Source organism: Lentzea sp. CA-135723 (genome assembly GCF_050936595.1).
Taxonomy (GTDB): domain Bacteria; phylum Actinomycetota; class Actinomycetes; order Mycobacteriales; family Pseudonocardiaceae; genus Lentzea.
In genome coordinates this window covers 4,638,478-4,660,000 of the sequence record NZ_JBNJMK010000001.1, presented here as the reverse complement: position 1 = coordinate 4,660,000, position 21,523 = coordinate 4,638,478, and the positions used below count along the sequence as shown (strand labels likewise).

The window sequence follows — 21,523 nt, the reverse complement described above, 5'->3', positions numbered from 1 at the left end:
GAAGTCGCAAGACGATGTATATGGACTGACGCCTGCCCGGTGCTGGAACGTTAAGGGGACCGGTTAGTCCTTCGGGGCGAAGCTGAGAACTTAAGCGCCAGTAAACGGCGGTGGTAACTATAACCATCCTAAGGTAGCGAAATTCCTTGTCGGGTAAGTTCCGACCTGCACGAATGGCGTAACGACTTCTCGACTGTCTCAACCGCAGGCCCGGCGAAATTGCATTACGAGTAAAGATGCTCGTTACGCGCGGCAGGACGGAAAGACCCCGGGACCTTTACTATAGCTTGGTATTGGTGTTCGATTCGGCTTGTGTAGGATAGGTGGGAGACTGTGAAGCGGCCACGCCAGTGGTTGTGGAGTCATCGTTGAAATACCACTCTGGTCGTATTGGATGTCTAACCTCGGTCCGTGATCCGGATCAGGGACAGTGCCTGGTGGGTAGTTTAACTGGGGCGGTTGCCTCCCAAAGAGTAACGGAGGCGCTCAAAGGTTCCCTCAGCCTGGTTGGCAATCAGGTGTTGAGTGCAAGTGCACAAGGGAGCTTGACTGTGAGACTGACGGGTCGAGCAGGGACGAAAGTCGGAACTAGTGATCCGGCCATGGCTTGTGGAAGCGTGGTCGCTCAACGGATAAAAGGTACCCCGGGGATAACAGGCTGATCTTCCCCAAGAGTCCATATCGACGGGATGGTTTGGCACCTCGATGTCGGCTCGTCGCATCCTGGGGCTGGAGTAGGTCCCAAGGGTTGGGCTGTTCGCCCATTAAAGCGGTACGCGAGCTGGGTTTAGAACGTCGTGAGACAGTTCGGTCCCTATCCGCCGCGCGCGTAGGATACTTGAGGAAGGCTGTCCCTAGTACGAGAGGACCGGGACGGACGGACCGCTGGTGTGCCAGTTGTTCTGCCAAGAGCATTGCTGGTTGGCTACGTTCGGAAGGGATAACCGCTGAAGGCATCTAAGCGGGAAGCTCGTTCCAAGATGAGGTATCCCACTCTTCGTGAGTTAAGGCCCCCAGCTAGACCACTGGGTTGATAGGCCAGAGGTGGAAGACCGGTAACGGTTGGAGCTGACTGGTACTAATAGGCCGAGGACTTGTTACAAAGACGCTACGCATCCACTGTGCGGTTCTGGAAGAACCGAGCGGCAACCGATCGCCGCAGGTACAACTCCACAGAGTTTCGGTGATAATAGCGTTGGGGAAACACCCGGTCCCATTCCGAACCCGGTAGTTAAGCCCTTCTGCGCCGATGGTACTGCACTGGTTACGGTGTGGGAGAGTAGGTCGTCGCCGAACATTAATTCCGGAAGACCCCTGAGGGTCGAGCACTTCGAGTGCTCCCCTCAGGGGTCTTTTGGCGTGCCCAAGAACAGGCCGGTGTCGGTTTTTCGGTTGCAGGCCCTGGTCTGATGGACGACATGGACGCGGTTGTGCACCCAGACCTGGCCTCGTTCGACGCCGCCACCCACGAACGGCTGACCGCCGATCCGGTGCGGAACACCATCGCGCTCACCTCGCTCAACCGCATCCGACGGCTGCCGGCCGAGCTTCCGCCGACCCTGATCAGCTTCCACGACAACGGAAAGGTGATCGGCTCGCTGATCCGCACGCCACCCTGGCCGTTCCAGGCCGCCGACCTCCCACCGGCCGCGGCAGAACTGGCGGTGCGGATCACCAACGACGTCGATCCGGACGCACCGGGAGTCACCGGCCCGCGGGACAGGGCTGAGGCCTTCGCCACAGCGACGGGCAGGACCTACCGCGAATCCCTCGCCACCCGCCTCTACCGCCTCGGCACGCTCGTCCCGCCGACCGTCCCCGGCACCTGGCGCCTCGCCACCGAGGCCGACGTCGAGCTGCTCGGCGCCTGGCGCAAGGAGTTCCTGGTCGAAGCCGTCCCCGAAGCACCGAACGAGGGCGCCACTGAGGCCATGCGCGGCTCCCTCCAGCTCGGCACCGGCCATGCGCTCTGGGAGATCAACGGCACACCGGTCGCGTGGGCGTCCGGCAGCCTCCCGGAAGCCGGCATGACCAGGGTCGGCCCGGTCTACACCCCGCCCGAGCACCGACGGCACGGCTACGGCGCCGCGGCCACCGCCGCCGTCACGCAGTGGGCGCTCGACCGGGGAGCCACCGACGTCCTGCTGTTCACCGACCTGAGCAACCCGATCTCGAACTCGATCTACCAGCGCATCGGCTACGAACCCGTGGAGGACTGGGCCGAGTTCTGGTGGCAGGACTAGCCGAACAGCTCCGGGGACAGCGGGCGGTTGCGCACGTGCGACGAGAACACCAGCGAGGTCGTCGTGTCGCCGTACCGCTGCATCACCTCGACGAGCTCCTCCAGCTCCACCATCGACCGGCAGACGACCCGCAGCAGCCAGCAGTCGTCGCCGGTCACATGGTCCGCATCGAGGACCTGCGGCAGCACCAGCACCTGCGTGCGGAATCGCGGAGTGTCCAGCGACCGCACGCGCACCCGCACGATCGACTCGATCGGCAACCCCAGCCGGGCGGGCGACACCACCGCGGTGAACCCGGTGATCACGCCCAGGGACTCCAGCCGGCGCACCCGTTCGGTCACAGCCGGCGCGGACAACGACACCTGCCGGCCCAGCTCCGTGAACGACATCCGCCCGTCCTGCTGCAGCAGCGACAGGAGCTTCCAGTCCACCGCGTCAAGTTCCACCTGGAAATCATAGGGAGAACGACCCGAACGCCTGGACTTCGACATGTCGGAGACGAACCCACCCCAGCAGGATCAACGGCATGACGAACGCACTGCGCTTCCCCGCCGCCGACCCGAAGATCGCCGCGGAACACTTCGCCGCCGAGCTCGCCTTCGAGGCCGACCCCGACGACGTGCACCGCGACCTGCTGGACGGCACCGCCACCGGCTACGTCCTGGTGGAGACGCGCGCCCCCGAGGCGTTCGCCCAGGCCCGCATCCCCGGCGCGATCAACCTGCCCTACCGCGACCTCCCGGACACCCTCGACCTCGACCCGGACCTCGTCTACGTCTGCTACTGCGAGAGCTTCCAGTGCAACGCCGCGACCAAGGGAGCACTCGCGCTCGCCCAGCGGGGCTACCGGGTGAAGCGGCTCTCCGGCGGCATCACGGCCTGGCGGGACGCGGGCTATCCGGTCGAGTCCGACCAGCTCGCTGGCGCAGCGGTAACCAAGGTCGCGTGTCATTGCTGACCGCCGTGCACCTAGGCTCAAGTGCGTGAACGCACCGCGCCTGCTCGTCCTGCAGCCCTCGCAGTCAGACCCGCTGGCCAAGCTCGGGGACTGGCTCGACGCCGAGGGCGTCGAGCTCGACCTCGTGCCGCTCAAGGACCAGCCGGCGCCCGCGACCCTCGACGGGTACCAGGGCGTGATCTGCCTCGGCGGTGAGATGGGCGCGCTCGACGACATCGACCACCCGTGGCTCGCGGACGCGCGCAAGCTGCTGTCCAGCGCGGTGGCGAAGAAGCTGCCGACGCTCGCGATCTGCCTCGGCGCGCAGCTGCTCGCCGCCGCCACGGGTGGTCAGGTGCGCAAGGGTCCGCAGGGGCCCGAGGTCGGCGTGCTGCTCGTGGCGAAGCGGGATGCGGCGGGCATGGACCCGTTGTTCGCGGACCTGCCGTTCACGCCGGACGTCCTGCAGTTCCACAACGACGAGGTGCACCTGCTGCCGCCCGGCGCGGAACACCTCGCGGCGTCCCCGAAATACCCGAATCAGGCGTTTCGGGTCGGTGCGAGCGCTTACGGCCTTCAGTTCCACATCGAGACGACGCCGGAGATCGTGCTGAACTGGGCGGCCAAGGATCCCGACTCGGCGGCGTGTGCGCGGGCGCACCACTTCGACCAGGAGTTCCTCGAGCAGGCACACCGCGACATCGAAGAGGTCTGGCAGCCGTTCGTCGCCCGATTCGCGAAGCTCGTTCGGGGAGAACTGTCGCCCGCGGGCGGATTTGGTACACAACTTCCTTTGGTGTGACATAACTTTCGTAGGTTTTAAGACATCCTCTGTTAGCGGTACCGTAACCTCCTGGACAGCTTGTTCGATCCAGCCGGAGGATCACGTGGATCCCGCTCTTGTAGTGATCATCGTTGTAGTCACTGCTCTCATCTTCGACTTCACCAACGGGTTCCACGACACGGCCAACGCCATGGCCACCTCCATCGCCACAGGTGCGCTGAAGCCGCGCACGGCGGTCGCGTTGTCGGCGGTGCTCAACCTCGTCGGCGCGTTCCTCTCGGTCGAGGTGGCCAAGACCATCTCCGGCGGCATCGTCGACGACGCCCAGATCACGCCCGCCATCATCTTCGGCGGACTGGTCGGCGCGATCATGTGGAACCTCGTCACCTGGTACGCCGGGTTGCCGTCGAGCTCGTCGCACGCGTTGTTCGGCGGCCTGATCGGCGCGGCCTGGGTCTCGTCCGGTGTGGACGCCATCCACTTCGCCAAGGTCGTCGACAAGGTCCTGGTGCCCGCGGTCGTCGCGCCGCTCGTGGCCGGCCTGGTCGCGGCCATCGCCACGATCATCGTGTACCGCCTCAAGAAGGTGGCCGACCCGAACGTCGCGCACACCGGCTTCAAGGTCGGCCAGGTCGCGTCCGCCTCGCTGGTCTCGCTCGCGCACGGCACGAACGACGCGCAGAAGACGATGGGCATCATCACGCTCGCGCTGATCACGTCCGGCTCGCTGGCCCCCGGCTCCGGCCCACCCGTCTGGGTGATCGTGAGCGCTGGCCTCGCGATCGCGGCGGGCACGTACCTCGGCGGCTGGCGCATCACGCACACGCTGGGCCGCGGCCTCACCACGATCGAACCGGCGCAGGGCTTCGCGGCGCAGACCTCCACGGCCACGGCGATCCTCGCGTCCTCGCACCTCGGCTTCGCGCTATCCACGACGCACGTCGCGTCCGGCGGCATCATGGGCTCCGGCCTCGGCCGCGACCGGCGAGGCGTCAAGTGGGGGACCATGGGCAAGATGGCCGCGGGCTGGCTGCTCACCCTGCCCGCCGCGGGTCTTGTCGGCGCGCTCGCCGGCAAGTGGGCGTCCACCGGCACGGTCGGGATCGTCGGCGTCGCCGTCATCGGTGGCTTCGTGTCCATCGGCATCTGGCTGCTGGCCCGCCGCGAGCCGGTGAAGCCCGAGCAGATCGTCGACGAGGTGGCCGCGCAGGCCGAACTGCACAAGGTGGCGGCATGAAGGTCGACTGGATGGCGCTCGTGCAGGTCTTCGGCGCCACGCTGCTCACCACGATCCTGGTCGTGACGTTGTTCGTCGTGGGCATCCGATCGCTGTCCGGCGACAAGAAGGTGCCCGCCTACGCGAGCTTCGCCGGATGCGTCGCCGTGGTGCTCTATGGACTCTCTCTGATCGTCTTCTAGAGCGGCGCGGGCATTAGGGTTGGCTCACGATGAGCGAACCAGTCCGCCACGCGTCTCCCGCACGATTCGGGCTCACCGAGCCGCGCAGCGAGGAAGTGCTGCGCGGCCTCGGCCTGTGGGGTGACCGCAGGCCCGCCGACGGTGCCGAGCCCGTGCTGTCCGCGTTGTCCCGCTGCCCCGATCCCGACCTCGCGCTGCGGGGTCTCGAACGCCTGCACGCCGTCGCCGACTGGGACGCCCTGTCGGCCGCGCTGCACGACGACGTGGCGGTGCGCGGGCGGCTGCTCGCCGTGCTCGGCTCGTCCACGGCGTTGTCCGACTTCCTCGTCGTGAACCCCGACCGGTGGCGTTCGCTGACCGACGACGTAGACGTGTCGTTGGAGCTGGCAGAAGGCGATGTGCTGCGCACGGAGTACCGGGCGAAGCTGCTGCTCGTGGCGGCCAACGACCTGGCGCACGTCGTGGAGCCCGATCTGCCGTTCGTGCCGTACGACACGGTGGCCGAGCAACTGTCCGATCTGGCCGTGTCGGCGTTGCGCGCGTCGTTGAAGCTCGCGGAAGAACGCGTCAACGGCGCTGACCGCTGCCGGCTCGCGGTGATCGCCATGGGCAAGTGCGGTGCGAACGAGCTGAACTACGTGAGCGACGTCGACGTCGTGTTCGTCGCCGAGGGCGAGCTCGGCGTCGCGACCCGGCTGGCCAGCACGATGATGCAGATCGCCGGCCAGTCGTGCTTCGAGGTCGACGCGGCGCTGCGGCCGGAGGGCAAGGCGGGCGCGCTCGTCCGCACGCTGGACGGGCACGCGTCGTACTACAAGAAGTGGGCGCGGACCTGGGAGTTCCAGGCGCTGCTGAAGGCACGGCCGGTCGTCGGTGACGCCGAGCTGGGGCAGGCGTACCTCGACGTCGTGCGGCCGTACGTGTGGACGGCGGCGGAGCGCGAGAACTTCGTCGAGGACGTGCAGGCGATGCGGCGCCGGGTCGAGGACCACGTGCCGACGCCGTTGGCAGACCGGGAGCTGAAACTCGGCCGCGGCGGGTTGCGCGACGTCGAGTTCGCCGTGCAGCTGCTGCAGCTCGTGCACGGGCGTTCCGACGAAGATCTGCGCATCCAGGCGACGACGGCGGCGTTGGCCGCGTTGGGCCAGGGCGGGTACGTCGGGCGTGAGGACGCGGCGGAGTTCGGGCGCTCGTACCGGTTCCTCCGCACGTTGGAGCACCGGCTGCAGTTGCAGCGTTTACTGCGCACGCACCTATTTCCGGCCGACGACGACGTGACGGCGTTGCGGTGGCTGGCGCGGTCGGTGGGGCTGGCGGCGGACGGGCGCAAGTCCGAGGGACAGGTGCTGCTGGCGGAGTTCCGCAAGCACGCCAACCAGGTTCGGCGGCTGCACGAGAAGTTGTTCTACCGGCCGCTGCTGCAGTCCGTCGCCGGCGTGCCGACGGAAGCGTTGCGGCTCACCACCAAGGAGGCCGTGGCACGTCTTGCGGCGTTGGGCTACACCTCGCCTGACGGCGCGTTGCGGCACATCCAAGCGTTGACGCAGGGGATGTCCCGGCGAGCGCGCATCCAGGGCGCGTTGCTGCCGGTGCTGCTGGACCTGTTCGCCGGCACGCCCGACCCGGACGGCGGGCTGCTCGCGTACCGGAAGGTGTCCGAGGCGCTTGCCGAAACCCCCTGGTACCTCAGGCTGCTGCGGGACGAGGGCGCGGTCGTCGAACGGCTGGCGGTGCTGCTCGGCACCTCGCGGCTGGTGCCGGACCTGCTCGTGCGCGCGCCGGAAGTCCTGCGGTTGCTGGCAGATACCGAAGCACTGGTTGGCGGCGATCCGCACTCCATCGGGAAACCCTTGCGCAGCGCGGTTTCCCGCTACGGCGACGCGGCGCGTGCGATCGCGGCGGCGAGATCGTTGCGGCGTCACGAGTTGCTGCGCATCGCGGCCGCGGACCTGCTCGGGTTCATGCCGCTGGAGACGGTGTGCGTGTCGCTGTCCGAGGTGTGGAGCTCGGTGCTGCAAAGCGCCTTGGACGCGGCGGTGCGCGCGTCCGGCGAGCCCGTCGCCGCGTTGTCCGTGATCGGCATGGGACGGCTCGGCGGGCACGAGCTCGGATACGGCTCGGACGCGGACGTGCTGTTCGTGTGCCGGCCGCACGAGGGCGTGTCCGACGCCGACGCGGTGAAGTGGGCGAGCGGGGTCGTCGAGAAGATCCGGCGGCTGCTCGGCGCGCCGTCGCAGGACCCGCCGTTGCAGGTCGACGCGGACCTGCGGCCGGAGGGACGGCAGGGGCCGCTGGTGCGGACCTTGGAGTCGTACCGCGCGTACTACCGGCAGTGGGCGGAGATCTGGGAGAAGCAGGCGTTGCTGCGGGCCAGGTTCATCGCGGGCGACGCTTCGCTGGGCGCCGACTTCGAGGCGTTGATCGAGCCGTTGCGGTACCCGGCGGACGGCCTCGACGCGGCGTCGGTGCGGGAGATCCGGCGGATCAAGGCGCGGGTCGACGCGGAACGGCTGCCGCGTGGCGCCGACCCGAGCACGCACACCAAGCTCGGCCGCGGCGGGCTCGCGGACGTCGAGTGGACCGTGCAGTTGTTGCAGCTCCAGCACTCCGGCGCGGTGCCCGGCCTGCGCACACCGTCCACAATGGCCGCGATGGCCGCCGCCGTCGAGGCAGGACTGCTGGCCGAGGAAGACGCGGCGGCGCTGACGGCCGCGTGGAACCTGGCGACGCAGGCGCGCAACGCCGTGACGCTGGTGCGGGGCAAGGCGTCCGACCAGCTGCCGACGTCCGGGCGCGATCTCGTCGCGGTGGCGTCGGTGATGGGGCACGAGCCCGGCGGTGACCCCGGGGAGTTCCTGGAGTCCTACCGCAGGACCACCCGTCGTGCACGTGCGGTGGCGGAGCGTGTCTTCTACGGTGAGAAACCGTGAAAGCGATCGCGTTGACCCAGTTCGGTGACGCCGACGTCATGTCGTTGCAGGAGCTGCCCGACCCGCTGCTCGGGCCCGACCAGGTGCTGGTGGAGGTGCGGGCGGCCGGGGTGAACCCGGTGGACTTCAAGATCAGAGCCGGGTACCTCGGCGGGCTGATGCCGCACCACATGCCGTTGATCCCCGGCTGGGACGTGTCCGGGGTCGTGCGGGCCGTCGGCATCGGCGTGCAGGACTGGAAGGCAGGCGACGAGGTGCTCGCGTACGCCCGCAAGGACCACGTCCAGTTCGGCGCCTACGCCGAGTTGATCTCGTTGCCGGACCGGCTGGTCGCGCGCAAACCGTCCACCGTGGACTTCGTGACGGCGGCCGCGCTGCCGTTGGCCGGGCTGACCGCGTTGCAGGCGTTGAAGGCGGTCGGAACCGGTTCCGGGGACGTCGTGCTGGTGCACGCGGCCGCCGGTGGCGTCGGGCACCTCCAGGTGCAGATCGCGCGGGAGCTCGGGGCGGCGCGGGTGATCGGCACGGCCTCGCCGCGCAACCACGACTTCGTGCGCTCGCTCGGCGCTGAGCCCGTCGCGTACGGAGACGCGCTGGTGGACGCGGTGGCGGAGCTCGTCGGCGGTGACGGCCTGGTGGACGTGGTGATCGACAACGCCGGCGGGCTCGCGTTCGACCAGTCGTTGCAGCTGGTCCGCGACCGGGCGCGGATGACGTCCATTGTGGACGGACCGCGTGCGTTGGAGAACGGCGTGGTGAACACCTGGGCCCGGCCTCACGCGGAGCAGACGCAGTGGCTGGTGGATCTCGTCGCCGCCGGCCGGTTGCACGTCGAGGTGCAGCAGACTTTTCCGTTGGCAGAGGCCGTTAAGGCGCACAGGCTGCTCGAAGGTGGCCATGTGCGTGGAAAAGTTGTACTGACCGTCTGAAATCTTCAGGTATTTCTTCAGGTTCGGGGGCACTCCTGACGGCGTGCCCCCGGTTCTGGAAACTGCTCAGTCCTCGTCGGAGTCGGGGTCCACCGCAGGTGCGCTGGTGTAGACCTCGACCACCCACTCCTCCTCCAACGCTTCCGCGTCGTCGACGTCGGGCACGAGCCGGTTGTAGACGCGGACACCGAGGTCGAGCACGTCAGCGGCCTGAACCGCTTCGAGCGCATCTCCCGCGGAGTCGAAGATGTGGGTGGTGAGCAGCTGCGGAGCCGTGAATTCGGCGACATCTTGAGACACGCGCGGACACTAGCGCATTGACGTTTCACCCAATCGAGATGAGACTAGGCGCGCCCAGAGGGGGAGCTGTGGGCATCCCGGGGTTCAACGAAGGAAGTCATGCAGCATCGTCGGGTCACGCGCGGCACGAAGACCGCGGTCACGATCGCGGGTGTTGCCGTTGGTGTGCTCGCGCTACTCGGTGTGATCCAGTTTGCACTGAGCGGTGAGAACTCGGCCGCTCAGCCCAACACGACCGCGACGACGACTACGTCGAACGGCGTCGAAACCCCTGAGGGCGCACTGGAAACGACGGAGCCGTCGGCCGAGGTGAAGGTCGGGACGGGCTCGTTCAAGCAACAGCGCGGCATGCTGACCATAGAGGTCAACCGGGTCGAGGTCGCGAACAGCCGCGTCAAGCTCTTCGTGACGGCCACGAACGCCTCCCAGGCGCGCATGACCCTCCCCGTCGTCGGCATCGCCGTCGTGGACGACCTGAACCGCACCTACGCGGCGTCGAGCAGCAAGTGGGAAGGCCCCGTCATCCAGGGCACCACCGCCACGGGCATCGTCGTGGTGGACGAGAAGCTCGGTTCCGGTGTGAACTCGCTCACCCTGACGTTCTCGTCGATCTCCGGCCAGTTCGCACCGACCGGCGCAGCGATCACGGTCACCGGAATCCCGCTGCCGAAGTGATTTCCTGACGAAGCCTGGCGTGAACCGGAAAATCCCGAGGACTCACGGTCCTGGCGCGCCTAGTCTTTCTGCCGTGAAGTACCTGTTCTTCTGGGGACACCAGCCCGAACGTGACGGCGGCATCGGCAAGGGATGCCTGTCGCAGTGGTGGCCGTGTTCTTTCTCGGTGGACGGCCAGACCTTCGCCTCCGCCGAGCACTACATGATGTGGCGCAAGGCGTTGCTGTTCGACGACCTCTCCGTCGCCGCAAAGGTGCTGTCCGCCCGCACCCCGGCCGAGGCCAAGGCGCTGGGCCGCCAGGTCTCCGGTTTTTCCGACGCCGCGTGGGTTTCCGCGCGTCTGGAGATCGTCGTGGAGGGCAACCTGGCCAAGTTCGGCCAGGACCCCGCGCTGCGTTCCTACTTGCTGGGCACGGGATCCAGGGTGCTGGTCGAGGCCAGCCCGCAGGACCGCGTGTGGGGCATCGGCCTGGTGGCCACCGACCCGCGCGCGGCGGACCCGGCGTCGTGGCTGGGCCTCAACCTGCTCGGCGAGGCCCTGATGGAGGTCCGGCGCAGGCTCGCGGCGTGAGTGCCGTCAACGAGTCCTCTTCGGATCAACGAGGCGGTCTCGTTGAGCGGCAACCTCACCACACCCAGCAATAGAGCCCGAGCTCGTCCTCGGCCAACGTCGCGACGCCGTGCACGACCTCCAGCCTTTGCTCGGCGGTCAGCTCGTCCTCGCCGATCTCCACGAGGAACTCACCCCACCGTTCCGCGACCCCGAGCAACTCGTCCCGCGTGGCGTTCGCGGCCCGAACCTTGCCAGGCATGACGAACACGCCGACGCCGTCGTTGCGGTACTCGGCCACGTACCGCGGCCATTCGCCCCTGGTCCTCCGCTCGTGGCTCGTGAAGGGCCGCCCAGTGCCTCGAAGTGCCTGGCCCACTCGACAACCGCCATGTCGGGGTCGAAGTCGTGGAACTCCAGAGCCCGGAACTCGGGCGCTGGATGCCGACCGCGGGTGGCGGCAGCGCTCTCGTCATCGGGCGCGAGGAAGAACACGACGTTCCTGGGCATGGTTCCAATTGAACAAGAAGCGGTACCGCATCCGTGTACCTGACTAGACGCCCACCTGACAGGGAGAACCGCGATGTTCAGCTACTCCGGCCCGGCCCGCCTCGTCTACGCGGACGGCAACGCGGTCGAGCTGGACCGCGTCGACCTGATCGAGACGGTGGACGACGCCGGCATGTGGCAGCTGTCCGGCGCTGGCTCGGCCGCGGAGGAGCTCACCGGCGGCGAGGCGCGCATCAAGCTGCCGACCGGCGGCGAGGCGGACGTCCTGGTGTCGAACGTGCGGGTGAGCGAGGGCATGAACGGCGTCTCGTCGAAGGCGACGCTGCTGGGCGTGTGAACGCCGGAAGGCCCGGCAGGAGTCCTGCCGGGCCTTCCAGGTGAAGTTCAACCGATCACACGTCGTAGTAGAGCGCGAACTCGTAGGGGTTCGGGCGCAGACGCAGCGGGTCGATCTCCTGCTCGCGCTTGTACGAGATCCAGGTGTCGATGACGTCCGGCGTGAACACGCCGCCCTCGAGCAGGAACTCGTGGTCCGCCTCGAGGTTGTCGAGCACGGCGTCGAGGGTGGCCGGCACCTGCTTGACGTCGCGGGCCTCCTCGGGCGGCAGCTCGTAGAGGTCCTTGTCGATCGGGGCCGGCGGCTCGATCTTGTTCTTCACGCCGTCGAGGCCCGCCATGACCATCGCCGAGAAGGCGAGGTACGGGTTGCCCGACGAGTCGGGGCAGCGGAACTCGATGCGCTTGGCCTTCGGGTTGTTGCCCGTGATCGGGATGCGGACGCACGCCGAGCGGTTGCGCTGGGAGTAGACCAGCGAGACCGGGGCCTCGTAGCCCGGGACCAGGCGGTGGTACGAGTTGACCGTCGGGTTGGTGAACGCCAGCAGCGACGGCGCGTGGTGCAGGATGCCGCCGATGTAGTGGCGGGCGGTGTCGGACAGGCCCGCGTAGCCGCTCTCGTCGTGGAACAGCGGCGCGCCGTCCTTCCATAGCGACTGGTGCGTGTGCATGCCGGAGCCGTTGTCGCCGAACAGCGGCTTCGGCATGAAGGTGACGGACTTGCCGGCCTGCCACGCGGTGTTCTTGATGATGTACTTGAACAGCATCAGGTCGTCCGCGGCGTGCAGCAGCGTGTTGAACTTGTAGTTGATCTCGGCCTGGCCGCCGGTGCCGACCTCGTGGTGGGCGCGCTCGACGGTGAAGCCCTGGGCCTCCATGTTGAGGACCATCTGGTCGCGCAGGTCGGCGTAGTGGTCGTTCGGGGTGACGGGGAAGTAGCCGCCCTTGTACTTGACCTTGTAGCCGAGGTTGCCGCCCTCTTCCTCACGGCCGGTGTTCCACCAGCCGGAGACCGCGTCGATCTTGTGGAACGCGGCGTTCGCGGTCGTGTCGAACTGCACCGAGTCGAAGATGTAGAACTCGGCCTCGGCGCCGAAGTACGCGGTGTCGGCGATGCCCGAGTCGGTGATGTACTGCTCGGCCTTGCGCGCGATGTTGCGCGGGTCGCGGCTGTACGCCTCACGCGTGAACGGGTCGTGCACGAAGAAGTTCACGATCAGCGTCTTCTCGATCCGGAACGGGTCGAGGCGCGCCGTGTAGAGGTCGGGCAGCAGGAGCATGTCCGACTCGTGGATCGACTGGAAGCCGCGCACGGAGGAGCCGTCGAAGGCGAGACCCTCTTCGATGGCGTCAGCGTCGAACGCCTTGGCGGGCAGCGTGAAGTGCTGCATCACGCCCGGCAGGTCGCTGAACCGCACGTCGACGAACTTGACGCCCTCGTCGGTGATGAACTTCAGCACCTCGTCGGAATTCTTGAACACCCTCGTCGACTCCTTGACTATGGACAACGGCTTGTCATCACGAGCGACCGTATGTCGGCGGTGTTGCCCGTCCGTCACTCGGATGTTTCGCCAGTGTTAACGGGGTCGTCCGAAGGAGCAAGGCGACCTGCGGGTGCTCACCCGTTGAGCACGGCTTTACTCTGGTGGGGTGAGCAGGTGGACCGGTTCGTGGCTGTCAGGACCCGACTCAGTGCTGTCGCCGGGTGAAGGCTCGAACGACGGCACGCAACAGCGCTGGCGCGGCGAGCGGCACGGCTTCCCCAAGGACGGGCCGGGGTCCATCGCGTCGATCGGGCGGCGGACGTTCGCCATCCTCGTCGACTTCCTCCTGGCGGCCGGTGTCGCCGGTGTGTTCACGGCACCCGACCTGCCGAAGAACTGGAGCCTGCTCGCCTGGTTCGTCATCACCGTCGTCGCGGTCGCGTTCTTCGGGTTCACGCCCGGCCACGCGCTGTTCGGCCTGCGGGTGGCGCGGATCGACGGCAAGCAGTTCGTGCACCTGCCGCGCGCGCTGCTGCGCACCATCCTCATCTTCCCGCTGATCCCGGCGCTGGTCTGGGACGCGGACGGCCGCTGCCTGCACGACAAGGCGGCGGGCACCGTCGTCATCAAGGTCCGCTAGCCCCGCGCCGGAACCGGCCGGGTGCCACGCCGAACTCCCGCTTGAACGCCGCCGCGAACGCGAACTCGGACGTGTAGCCGACCTGGCGCGCCACCGCGGCCAGCGTCTCGTCGCCGTCGCGCAGCATCCGCGCGCCGCTGCTCAGCCGCCACCAGGTCAGGTACGCCATCGGCGACTGCCCCACCAGCGCGGTGAACCGGCGCGCGAACGCCGTCTTGGACATGCCCGCCCGGCTCGCCAGCTCCGTGACGCTCCACGGGTGCGCCGGCTCGCGGTGCACGTGCCGCAGGGTGGCGGCGATGACCGGGTCCGTGAACGCGGCGCACCAACCGGAGCCGGGACTGCGTTCGGACTCCTCCTCCAGCCACGCGCGCAGAAGGTAGACGAGCAGCAGGTCGAGCAACGCCGGCACCGCGGCCGCCGCCCCCGGCTGCGTCTCCGCGACGTCCGCGCCGAGCAGGTCCACCGCGGCGCGCAGCGAGGGATGCCTGCCGGGCCGTGCGCGCAGGTGCAGGACGTCGGGCAGGGTGCGCAGGAACGGGTGCGCCTGGCCGCGGTCCAGCCGGTACGCGCCGCACACCAGGTGGGTGTCCGCGTCGGGGTCGTCCGGAGCGTCGTCCGACTCGCGCGCCGGGGGCAGGTCGGCCGTGGTGCGGTCCGGGCGGTCACTCAACCCGTGCAGCGCGCCGTGGGGGAGGAACACCACGTCACCGGTGCCGAGGCGGACCGGCGCGCCGTCCGGCGGGATCAGCCAGCACGAGCCGCGCACCACGACGTGGAAACCGGCGCCGGGGTACGGGCCGAAGCGGTGGCCCCACGGCCCGGTGAAGCGCGAGCGCGTGAACTTGGCGCGGCCCACGCGCATCGTCGCGATGACATCGGTGAAGACGTCCACCGCATCACCCTAGCTGCGGTCTTCTCGCGTATTTCCGAGGCGGTTTCAAGCATGGGAACGACCGGCACCCGGTTCCTACGGTTGATCCATGACCGCTTATGTAGTGATCGACTCCGACATCGCCGACGACGAGGGCTTCCAGCAGTACGTGGACCAGGTCTTCCCGCTCATGGAGAGCGTGGGCGCCCGCAACGTCCTCGACGAGGCGACACCTCTCGTGCTGGAGGGCGACTGGTCGTGGCGCAGGCTCGTGATCCACGAGTTCGAGAACAGGCAGGCCGTGGAGGAGTTCTGGAACTCGCCCGCGTACGAGCCGCTCAAGGAACTGCGGCGGCGGTACTCGACCGTGCGGGTGGTCGTGGGCGGCGCCTGACGTGAAGAGGCCCGCCGCACGAGATGTGCGACGGGCCTCTTCACGTGGTGGGAGCTGGCAGCCGGTGGCTCAGCGGCGACGCATTGCGCGCTGGACGTTGCGCATCTTGGCGCCCGCCGGCATCGGGCCCTTGGGCAGGGCCGGACCGCGGCTGGCCAGCGCGGCGAGGCGGGTCTCCAGGGTGTCGACCTGGGCGGCCGTGATGTTGCGCGGCAGCTTCATCAGGGTCGACTGCAGCTTCTTCAGCGGGACCTGGCCCTCTTCGCTGCCGATGATGAAGTCGTAGATCGGGGTCTCGCCGACGACGCGGGAGATGCGCTTCTTCTCCTGCGCGAGCAGCGGCTTCACCCGCTGCGGGGCACCCTCGGCGACCAGGACCACGCCCGGACGGCCGAGCACGCGGTGCACGGCGTCGAGCTGCGTGGTGTTCGCGACGGCGGGCGTGACGCGCCAGCGGCCGCGCAGGTTCTCCAGGGCCCAGGCGCCCGCGCCGGGCTGGCCGTCCGCCTTGCGGAAGACGTTGCTCTGGACGCGGCGGCCGAAGATGATCACGGCCAGCAGCGCGCCGATCGCGACGCCCAGCGGCACGAACATCCAGACCGCGTTGAAGACCAGGCCGAGGACCACGGCGATGGCGGTGACGCCCAGGACCGCGCCCAGCATGAGCGGCACGAGCGCCTTGTCCTCGCGGCGTTGCATCTTGAACGCCTCGAAGATCTGCTTGCGGCGTTCCTTTGAAGCCGCGCGGCGAACCTTCGCCGCTTCCTTCGCCGCCGCCTTGTCCTGCTTACCAGCCATGTGGACAGGATACGGCGCGGTGGTATCAGACTCGCATCGGCCGTCTGCGAGACTGCCGGGATGGACGCGTTGCTGGAGGGTCTCGATCCGGAACAGCGCGCAGCGGTCGAGGCTCCGCGCGGCCCGGTCTGCGTGCTCGCGGGTGCCGGTACCGGTAAGACGCGCACCATCACGCACCGCATCGCGTACCTGTGCCAACGCGGTCACGTCGCTCCGTCGCAGGTCCTGGCCGTGACGTTCACGAAGCGCGCCGCGGGGGAGATGCGCACGCGTTTGCGTTCTCTGGACGTGCACGGCGCACAGGCCGTGACGTTCCACGCCGCCGCGTCACGTCAGCTGCGCTACTTCTGGCCGCGCGTCATCGGTGGTCCGCGCTGGGACCTGGTCGACCAGAAGATCCGCGTCGTCGCCCGTGCCGCGACCCGGCTGGGCATGCCGACCGAACCGGACGCGCTGAGGGACCTGACCAGCGAGATCGAGTGGGCGAAGGCGTCGCTGCTGGCGCCGGAGGACTACCCGGCCGCCGCCTCGCGTGCCGCGCGGGACATCCCGGCACCTGCCGAGCAGATCATGAAGCTCTACCGGACCTACGAGGAGCTCAAGAACGAGGCGCAGGTACTGGACTTCGACGACCTGCTGCTCTACACGGCGGGCGCGCTGGAGGACAACGCCGAGGTCGCCCAGGAGTTCCGCGACCGCTACCGCTGTTTCGTCGTGGACGAGTACCAGGACGTGACGCCGCTGCAGCAGCGCGTGCTCGACTCGTGGCTGGGCGCGCGTGACGACCTGACGGTGGTCGGCGACGCGAACCAGACCATCTACTCCTTCGCGGGCGCCTCGCCGCAGCCGCTGCTGAACTTCGGCCGGCGGTTCCCCGAGGCCGTCGTCGTGCGGCTGGAACGCGACTACCGGTCGACGCCGCAGGTCGTGGAGCTGGCCAACGACGTGATCAAGTGGGCGCGGGGGCGTCCTGCCGGTTCGCGGTTGCAGCTGATCGGGCAGCGGCCGGAGGGGCCGAAGCCGCGGTTCCACGAGTTCGACGACGAACCGGCGGAGGCCGACGCCGTCGCCGGCCGCATCAAGGCGTTGCTCGACGAGGGCGTGGCGGCGTCCGAGATCGCGATCCTCTACCGGGTGAACGCCCAGTCCGAGGTGTACGAGCAGGCCCTCGCGTCGCTCGGCATCCCGTACCTGGTGCGCGGCGGTGAGCGCTTCTTCGAGCGGGCCGAGGTGCGCCAGGCGATGATCACGCTGCGCTCGGCAGGCGAGGTCGCCGGGAGCCTGCCCGAGGTCGTGCGGTCCGCGCTGCACCGCGTCGGGCTCACCGACGAGCCGCCGACCGGTGGCAGCGCGCGGGAGCGCTGGGAGTCGTTGCTCGCGCTGGTCGAGCTCGCCGAGGAGTTCGCCGCCGCCTCTCCCGAAGCCGACCTGCCGCGGTTCTGCGTCGAGCTGGACATGCGGGCCGAGGCGCAGCACCCGCCGACGGTCGAAGGCGTGACGCTGGCATCGCTGCACGCGTCGAAGGGCCTCGAGTGGGACGCCGTGTTCCTCGTCGGACTGGTCGAGGGCACGATGCCGATCCAGTACGCCGACGGCGACGAGGCCAAGGTCGAAGAAGAACGACGTCTTCTCTACGTAGGCGTCACGCGCGCGCGTGAGCACATCTGGCTGTCGTGGGCGCTGGCGCGTGCGGCCGGTGGGCGCAAGTACCGCCGCCGGTCCCGCTTCCTCTACAACCTCGTTCCCGAGAACCACCCGGCCGCACGCGTATCCGCGGGCGCGTCCCGGCCTCCTCTCATGAAGAAGGAGAAGCCGACCTGCCGGGTGTGCGCGTCGACGCTGGTCGAGGCGCAGGCCGTCAAGCTCGGCCGATGCAGGTCCTGCCCGTCCGATGTGGACGAGGAGCTGTTGGAGACGCTTCGCCAGTGGCGCGCCGGACGCGCGCGGGAGCTGAAGGTGCCCGCGTACGTCGTCTTCACCGACGCGACCCTGATGGCGATCGCCGAGCAGCGCCCCACGGATTCGGCCGGACTGGTCGCGATCTCCGGCATCGGCGCCTCGAAGCTCGACAAGTTCGGCGACGACGTGTTGGGCCTGGTCCGAGCCGGTGTCGGGTACTCCGCCACCTGATCGGGACAAGTTTCGTTAAATAGGTTGCGAGCCTGTGGGACAGGGTCATAACCTGCTCATGCCGGGTCCGGAGGACCCGTCTGGGGAAGAAGAACTACTACTAGCTCTCTACGCAGAGCTCTCTATGTCGGAGGTGACCGTTGTGAAGCTCTCACTGACTTCGCGCGCGCTCGGCCTCCCGTTGACCGAGGGCCTCTGCACGTCTGCCTCCGCCCAAGCGATGTGGCAGAGCTCTGCCCTGAAGCCGGTGGGCTTCGAGGGACGCGAGCGCGGCACCGCTCTGCGGGGCGGCAGTGCACTGGCCGGCGCCGAACTGCGCAACGAGCAGCCCATCGCGCTGCCGGTCATCGATGACGTCCACAACTACACGAATGCGCTGTCCGCGCATCAAGTGAGAAGGCTCCTGCCGACCCCATAGAGGGGTCGAAGGACCACCAGGCTCACGAAAGCCGCGGACTCGCACAGAGTCCGCGGCTTTCGTGTTTTTGCAGTACCCCACACAAGGAGAAACACCTGATGTTGACGGCGACTGTCCCGCTCACGGGCGAGACACTTCCGGACCTGGCGGAGGGGCTCGACATCCCCTGCCGCACCCACAACCCCGACCTCTGGTTCGCCGACGCTCCAGCCGACCTGGAGAAGGCGAAGTCCTTCTGCGGGACCTGCCCGGTCCTCGCCGAGTGCCTCGCCGGCGCGATCGCGCGTCACGAGCCGTGGGGCGTCTGGGGTGGAGAGATCTTCGAGCGCGGTGTCGTCATCGCGCGGAAGCGGCCGCGTGGCCGTCCGCGCAAGGACGCGGCAGTTGTTCCGGCCAGCAGGACGGAGTCGGCGGCGTGAACACCTCGCAGCTCAACCACAGCGCAATGCCCGCCTACCTGAACGAGGGCCTGACTCCCATGTCTCTGAACGAAGAACTCGTGCGAATACGAATACAAGAAGCCCAGAGGTTCGCTGAAGAGCAACGCGTGGCGAACCGCCTCGCGGCAGCGCAACGTTGGCGCAGGTTGTCGCGATGGGCGGGACGCAGAGCGGCTCGCTTCGACCTCTGACAGTCACGAGCTGAGGCCGTCATCCACGAGAAGGTGGATGGCGGCCTTCGCCGTTCCTCCGTACCGTCTCCCTTTGTGCCGCACCACACTCACGACGGAATCGACTGGTCATCCCGCCTCCACGCGATGAGGCGCTACGGCTCCCTGCAGGCGGAAGCGCTGTCCTCGGTCGCCCGCAGACTCGTCGAGCCACTGCCCGACTCCCCGGTCGTGATGGACGTGGGCTGCGGCGCCGGAACGATGAGCGTCCCCCTCGTCGCGGCCCTGCGAGAACACGGCGGCGGCGTCCTGGTGCTGGTGGACGCAACCCCCGAACTGCTGGACGCGGCCTGCACCGCGGCCCGCCTCGAGGCAGACGGCGTGGTCCAGATCAAGCCGGTCCTGGCAGACCTGGCCTCAGAAGACCCGCTGTCATTCGCCGGCCCGGTCGAGCTCATCTGGGGCTCCCGAGTCGTCCACCACCTCCCCGACCAGCAACGAGGCGTCCGCCGCCTGGTCTCGGCACTGGCACCCGGCGGCTGGCTGGCGCTGGCCGAGGGCGGTCTGGAGACCCGCTTCCTGCCGTGGGACCTCGGGGTCGGTGCCCCCGGCCTCCAAGACCGGCTCGCTGCTGCTCGCGCCTCGTGGTTCGTGTCGATGCGCGAGAACATGGCCGGCTCCGTCCGCCTCCCTGTCGGGTGGAACGTCGCGTTGGCCGACGCCGGTCTTGGGGAGATCAGCGCTTTCAGCTTCGTGGTCGACCATCCGGCTCCGGCCAAGCAGCTGGTGCGGGACTGGGCCGTTGACCGGCTGACCTGGTTGGCTGAAGTTGCCGGGCCTCAGGTGCACCCTTCTGATCGTGAGGCTTTGCGGCGGCTGCTCAACCCCTCCGATTCGGAGTTCGTCGGGGCTCGGGAGGACGTGTTCCTTCTGGAGACCGACACCGTTCATGTTGGGCGGCGGCGGTGAGCTTGGGGGATTTGTCGGGCGTTTCTTGTCATCGGTGCGGGGTTGGGCGGGGCTCCGTTTCCGAGTTGGAGTTCTTGGCTTGGTCTTCGGAGAGGGTTGGGGGTGGGGTTCGGTGGTTGTGTCAGGTTTGCGCCAAGGCCCACGTTCGGGACATCGAAGGCAAGCTGCCTGACGAGTACTGGCGTTGACCTGCTGGTTTTCCTGGTTGGCGGGTTGCGGGGTCGGCTTTGCGGGCTGGTTCCTGTTCCAGCGGGGTTGGTCGCGTTCCCGAGATTTGCCTACCTTGCGAGGGTGCTCGCGTAGGTCCTGCCGAAGAGCGGGGTGGCGATTGGGGCTTGACCTTGAGCCTCTGGCGGGATGCATTCGCGGCCTCAAAGCCGGGGATGAATGCGCCCCGGCCGGACCGGACAGGTTGGCATCCCGCCCCCTCAAGGTAAAGCCCCAATCGCAGTCGGTGGGTTCGACCGCTGACCGGAGTGGGATCAGCCCGTTCGGGCTCGCCTTCGGCTTTGCCACGCCGGGACTCGTAGGTGGTTGGGGTGCGTCGTTGGCTGTCCGGTTGGCACCGCGCGCCTGGCTTGCGTGCGTGGTCGCCTTGCGCTGACGACCGCAGGTTGGGGTCGTGCGCCGGGCCTGCGTGCGTCTTCGCTTTGCGATGTGGGCTGCCTGGGCCCCTGCCTTGCCCACCTCGGTCGACCTCTATCGACATCAGTCAGCGACCTCGGCCGTCCGAGGCTCTGGCCGCAGCCCGACTCGGCCAGCTGTTCCGGGCCCTCGGCCTTCGCCATCCATACTGAGCTCTGCCGTCTAGCCCGCTGTCGGCTCCAACTGCCGGGCCCCGCACCCGCGCCGGGCGCCCGCGTCTGGCTTTGGCCCGGCCGGTGGCCTCTGCCTCCGTTCGCTCTCCTCGGCTGGCCTCAGCCCTTCACCACGGTCGCGGGTGGCGGGCTGTCACGGCGGGTAGAGGTGGCTTAAGGCCTGTCTGGCCAGGGCCGTTCCTCGGCGGCAGCCTGCTTCCAGCTCCTCTTGCAGGTCGTGTGGTGTGCACAGGCGGGCGTCCAGCACGGCGTCGAGGATCTCGACCACGGCTCGTGGGTTTGTTTCTCGGCGGGCGAGGTCCAAGGCGGCTCTTGCTGGTGCGGCCAGGCGTAGGCCGTGGCGTTCTACTACTTCGGGTGGGCGGGCTGTTCGTTCCAGCAGGATCCACGGGTGGGCTCGGCGCGCGTTCGTTCCTGCCAGCACGTGGATGTGGCGGGGGAGCGGGAGGGAGGCGCCTTGGCGGATCAGGGCGTCGGCTCCCGTGATCACCGCGGAGAGGCCGATGAAGGAGAGGACTGCTCGCAGGCGGTCCAGGCGGGTCGGTGGGGACAAAGTCGTCAGGACTACGCCCGGCAGCAGCTTCTGCCACGGGCCCGACGGGGTGCAGGCGTGCTGGATCGCTCGCGGGGAGAGACCGGATTTGCGCAGTTCAGCGGTGGTGGCTATGGAGGTCATGGAGCCATCGTGGACCACGGCGGGGGTGCGAAATCGGGGCTGGGACCAACCTGTGGACAACTTGGGGGTTGTTCACTCGGACGAGTTACCCGGGCGAGT

General features: G+C 68.3%; 23 protein-coding genes and 2 rRNA genes (1 of these 25 cut by a window edge). 18 read left to right on the top strand and 7 right to left on the bottom strand.

Annotated elements, in window-relative coordinates:
- The 3 genes from ACQEU1_RS21040 to ACQEU1_RS21030 form a co-directional block, all read left to right on the top strand.
- Positions 1 to 1,102: ribosomal RNA gene (locus tag ACQEU1_RS21040) — 23S ribosomal RNA — on the top strand (it extends 1,983 nt beyond the left edge of the window).
- 77 nt (positions 1,103 to 1,179) lie between these two features.
- Positions 1,180 to 1,296: ribosomal RNA gene (rrf, locus tag ACQEU1_RS21035) — 5S ribosomal RNA — on the top strand.
- 122 nt (positions 1,297 to 1,418) lie between these two features.
- A complete protein-coding gene (locus ACQEU1_RS21030; RefSeq protein ID WP_433204216.1) occupies positions 1,419 to 2,243 on the top strand; it encodes a GNAT family N-acetyltransferase in 825 nt (274 codons plus the stop codon).
- Here ACQEU1_RS21030 and ACQEU1_RS21025 read toward each other — a convergent pair.
- On the bottom strand, positions 2,240 to 2,689 hold the full coding sequence (locus tag ACQEU1_RS21025; RefSeq protein ID WP_433204213.1) for an Lrp/AsnC family transcriptional regulator: 450 nt from the start codon (positions 2,687 to 2,689) through the stop codon (positions 2,240 to 2,242). The genes ACQEU1_RS21030 and ACQEU1_RS21025 overlap by 4 nt on opposite strands.
- An 80-nt stretch (positions 2,690 to 2,769) precedes the next feature.
- Between ACQEU1_RS21025 and ACQEU1_RS21020 the strand changes: the two genes are divergently transcribed.
- The 6 genes from ACQEU1_RS21020 (at position 2,770) to ACQEU1_RS20995 (ending at position 9,242) form a co-directional block, all read left to right on the top strand.
- Positions 2,770 to 3,201: a rhodanese-like domain-containing protein gene (locus ACQEU1_RS21020; protein ID WP_433204210.1), complete on the top strand. Its 432-nt coding sequence runs from the start codon at positions 2,770 to 2,772 to the stop codon at positions 3,199 to 3,201.
- A gap of 25 nt (positions 3,202 to 3,226) precedes the next feature.
- Positions 3,227 to 3,982, top strand: coding sequence for a type 1 glutamine amidotransferase (locus ACQEU1_RS21015; RefSeq protein ID WP_433204207.1), 756 nt, complete (start codon positions 3,227 to 3,229; stop codon positions 3,980 to 3,982).
- Positions 3,983 to 4,067: 85 nt separating this feature from the next.
- On the top strand, positions 4,068 to 5,201 hold the full coding sequence (locus ACQEU1_RS21010; RefSeq protein ID WP_433204204.1) for an anion permease: 1,134 nt from the start codon (positions 4,068 to 4,070) through the stop codon (positions 5,199 to 5,201).
- Positions 5,198 to 5,383 (top strand): hypothetical protein, encoded by a 186-nt coding sequence (locus tag ACQEU1_RS21005; protein ID WP_433204201.1) that lies wholly within the window; start codon positions 5,198 to 5,200, stop codon positions 5,381 to 5,383. The genes ACQEU1_RS21010 and ACQEU1_RS21005 overlap by 4 nt, the downstream gene beginning before the upstream one ends.
- Positions 5,384 to 5,412: 29 nt before the next feature.
- Entirely contained in the window at positions 5,413 to 8,313 is a 2,901-nt protein-coding gene (locus tag ACQEU1_RS21000) for a bifunctional [glutamine synthetase] adenylyltransferase/[glutamine synthetase]-adenylyl-L-tyrosine phosphorylase (protein WP_433204198.1), read from the top strand.
- Entirely contained in the window at positions 8,310 to 9,242 is a 933-nt protein-coding gene (locus ACQEU1_RS20995; protein WP_433204195.1) for an NADP-dependent oxidoreductase, read from the top strand. The genes ACQEU1_RS21000 and ACQEU1_RS20995 overlap by 4 nt, the downstream gene beginning before the upstream one ends.
- Before the next feature lie 66 nt (positions 9,243 to 9,308).
- Here the strand turns inward: ACQEU1_RS20995 and ACQEU1_RS20990 are convergent, their stop codons facing one another.
- Positions 9,309 to 9,542 (bottom strand): hypothetical protein, encoded by a 234-nt coding sequence (locus tag ACQEU1_RS20990; RefSeq protein WP_285637667.1) that lies wholly within the window; start codon positions 9,540 to 9,542, stop codon positions 9,309 to 9,311.
- A gap of 99 nt (positions 9,543 to 9,641) precedes the next feature.
- Between ACQEU1_RS20990 and ACQEU1_RS20985 the strand changes: the two genes are divergently transcribed.
- Positions 9,642 to 10,217 (top strand): hypothetical protein, encoded by a 576-nt coding sequence (locus tag ACQEU1_RS20985; RefSeq protein WP_433204191.1) that lies wholly within the window; start codon positions 9,642 to 9,644, stop codon positions 10,215 to 10,217.
- A gap of 73 nt (positions 10,218 to 10,290) precedes the next feature.
- Positions 10,291 to 10,788, top strand: a complete 498-nt coding sequence (locus ACQEU1_RS20980; protein WP_433204188.1) for an NADAR family protein — start codon at positions 10,291 to 10,293, stop codon at positions 10,786 to 10,788.
- Between the two features lie 55 nt (positions 10,789 to 10,843).
- Here the strand turns inward: ACQEU1_RS20980 and ACQEU1_RS20975 are convergent, their stop codons facing one another.
- A complete protein-coding gene (locus ACQEU1_RS20975) occupies positions 10,844 to 11,068 on the bottom strand; it encodes a hypothetical protein (protein ID WP_433204185.1) in 225 nt (74 codons plus the stop codon).
- Positions 11,069 to 11,350: 282 nt separating this feature from the next.
- Between ACQEU1_RS20975 and ACQEU1_RS20970 the strand changes: the two genes are divergently transcribed.
- On the top strand, positions 11,351 to 11,614 hold the full coding sequence (locus ACQEU1_RS20970; RefSeq protein ID WP_382445813.1) for a hypothetical protein: 264 nt from the start codon (positions 11,351 to 11,353) through the stop codon (positions 11,612 to 11,614).
- Between the two features lie 55 nt (positions 11,615 to 11,669).
- Here the strand turns inward: ACQEU1_RS20970 and glnA are convergent, their stop codons facing one another.
- Positions 11,670 to 13,094, bottom strand: coding sequence for a type I glutamate--ammonia ligase (gene glnA / locus ACQEU1_RS20965; protein WP_433204182.1), 1,425 nt, complete (start codon positions 13,092 to 13,094; stop codon positions 11,670 to 11,672).
- A gap of 169 nt (positions 13,095 to 13,263) precedes the next feature.
- On the opposite strand from glnA, the gene ACQEU1_RS20960 reads away from it, so the two are divergent.
- Positions 13,264 to 13,737 (top strand): RDD family protein, encoded by a 474-nt coding sequence (locus ACQEU1_RS20960; protein ID WP_433204179.1) that lies wholly within the window; start codon positions 13,264 to 13,266, stop codon positions 13,735 to 13,737.
- Here the strand turns inward: ACQEU1_RS20960 and ACQEU1_RS20955 are convergent.
- Positions 13,724 to 14,632: an AraC family transcriptional regulator gene (locus ACQEU1_RS20955; protein WP_433204176.1), complete on the bottom strand. Its 909-nt coding sequence runs from the start codon at positions 14,630 to 14,632 to the stop codon at positions 13,724 to 13,726. The genes ACQEU1_RS20960 and ACQEU1_RS20955 overlap by 14 nt on opposite strands.
- A gap of 88 nt (positions 14,633 to 14,720) precedes the next feature.
- Between ACQEU1_RS20955 and ACQEU1_RS20950 the strand changes: the two genes are divergently transcribed.
- Positions 14,721 to 15,005, top strand: coding sequence for a DUF1330 domain-containing protein (locus ACQEU1_RS20950; RefSeq protein WP_433204173.1), 285 nt, complete (start codon positions 14,721 to 14,723; stop codon positions 15,003 to 15,005).
- Positions 15,006 to 15,074: 69 nt separating this feature from the next.
- Here ACQEU1_RS20950 and ACQEU1_RS20945 read toward each other — a convergent pair whose 3' ends face one another.
- Complete coding sequence (locus ACQEU1_RS20945) at positions 15,075 to 15,803, bottom strand: DUF4191 domain-containing protein (RefSeq protein ID WP_433204170.1); 729 nt, start codon at positions 15,801 to 15,803, stop codon at positions 15,075 to 15,077.
- Between the two features lie 60 nt (positions 15,804 to 15,863).
- Here ACQEU1_RS20945 and ACQEU1_RS20940 point away from each other — a divergent pair, with 60 nt between their 5' ends.
- From ACQEU1_RS20940 to ACQEU1_RS20925, 4 genes are all read left to right on the top strand, one after another.
- Complete coding sequence (locus ACQEU1_RS20940) at positions 15,864 to 17,933, top strand: ATP-dependent DNA helicase UvrD2 (protein ID WP_433204167.1); 2,070 nt, start codon at positions 15,864 to 15,866, stop codon at positions 17,931 to 17,933.
- Positions 17,934 to 18,075: 142 nt separating this feature from the next.
- Entirely contained in the window at positions 18,076 to 18,351 is a 276-nt protein-coding gene (locus tag ACQEU1_RS20935) for a hypothetical protein (RefSeq protein WP_433204164.1), read from the top strand.
- A gap of 98 nt (positions 18,352 to 18,449) precedes the next feature.
- Positions 18,450 to 18,770 carry a WhiB family transcriptional regulator gene (locus ACQEU1_RS20930; protein ID WP_285637687.1) on the top strand — a complete coding sequence of 107 codons (321 nt, stop codon included), beginning with the start codon at positions 18,450 to 18,452 and terminating at the stop codon, positions 18,768 to 18,770.
- Positions 18,771 to 19,108: 338 nt separating this feature from the next.
- Entirely contained in the window at positions 19,109 to 19,930 is an 822-nt protein-coding gene (locus ACQEU1_RS20925) for a class I SAM-dependent methyltransferase (RefSeq protein ID WP_433204161.1), read from the top strand.
- A 951-nt stretch (positions 19,931 to 20,881) separates the two neighbouring features.
- On the opposite strand, the gene ACQEU1_RS20920 is transcribed toward ACQEU1_RS20925, so the two are convergent.
- The gene (locus tag ACQEU1_RS20920; protein ID WP_433204158.1) at positions 20,882 to 21,424 is read right to left on the bottom strand and encodes a hypothetical protein; all 543 of its coding nucleotides are present in this window, start codon (positions 21,422 to 21,424) and stop codon (positions 20,882 to 20,884) included.
- Positions 21,425 to 21,523 lie beyond the last annotated feature (99 nt).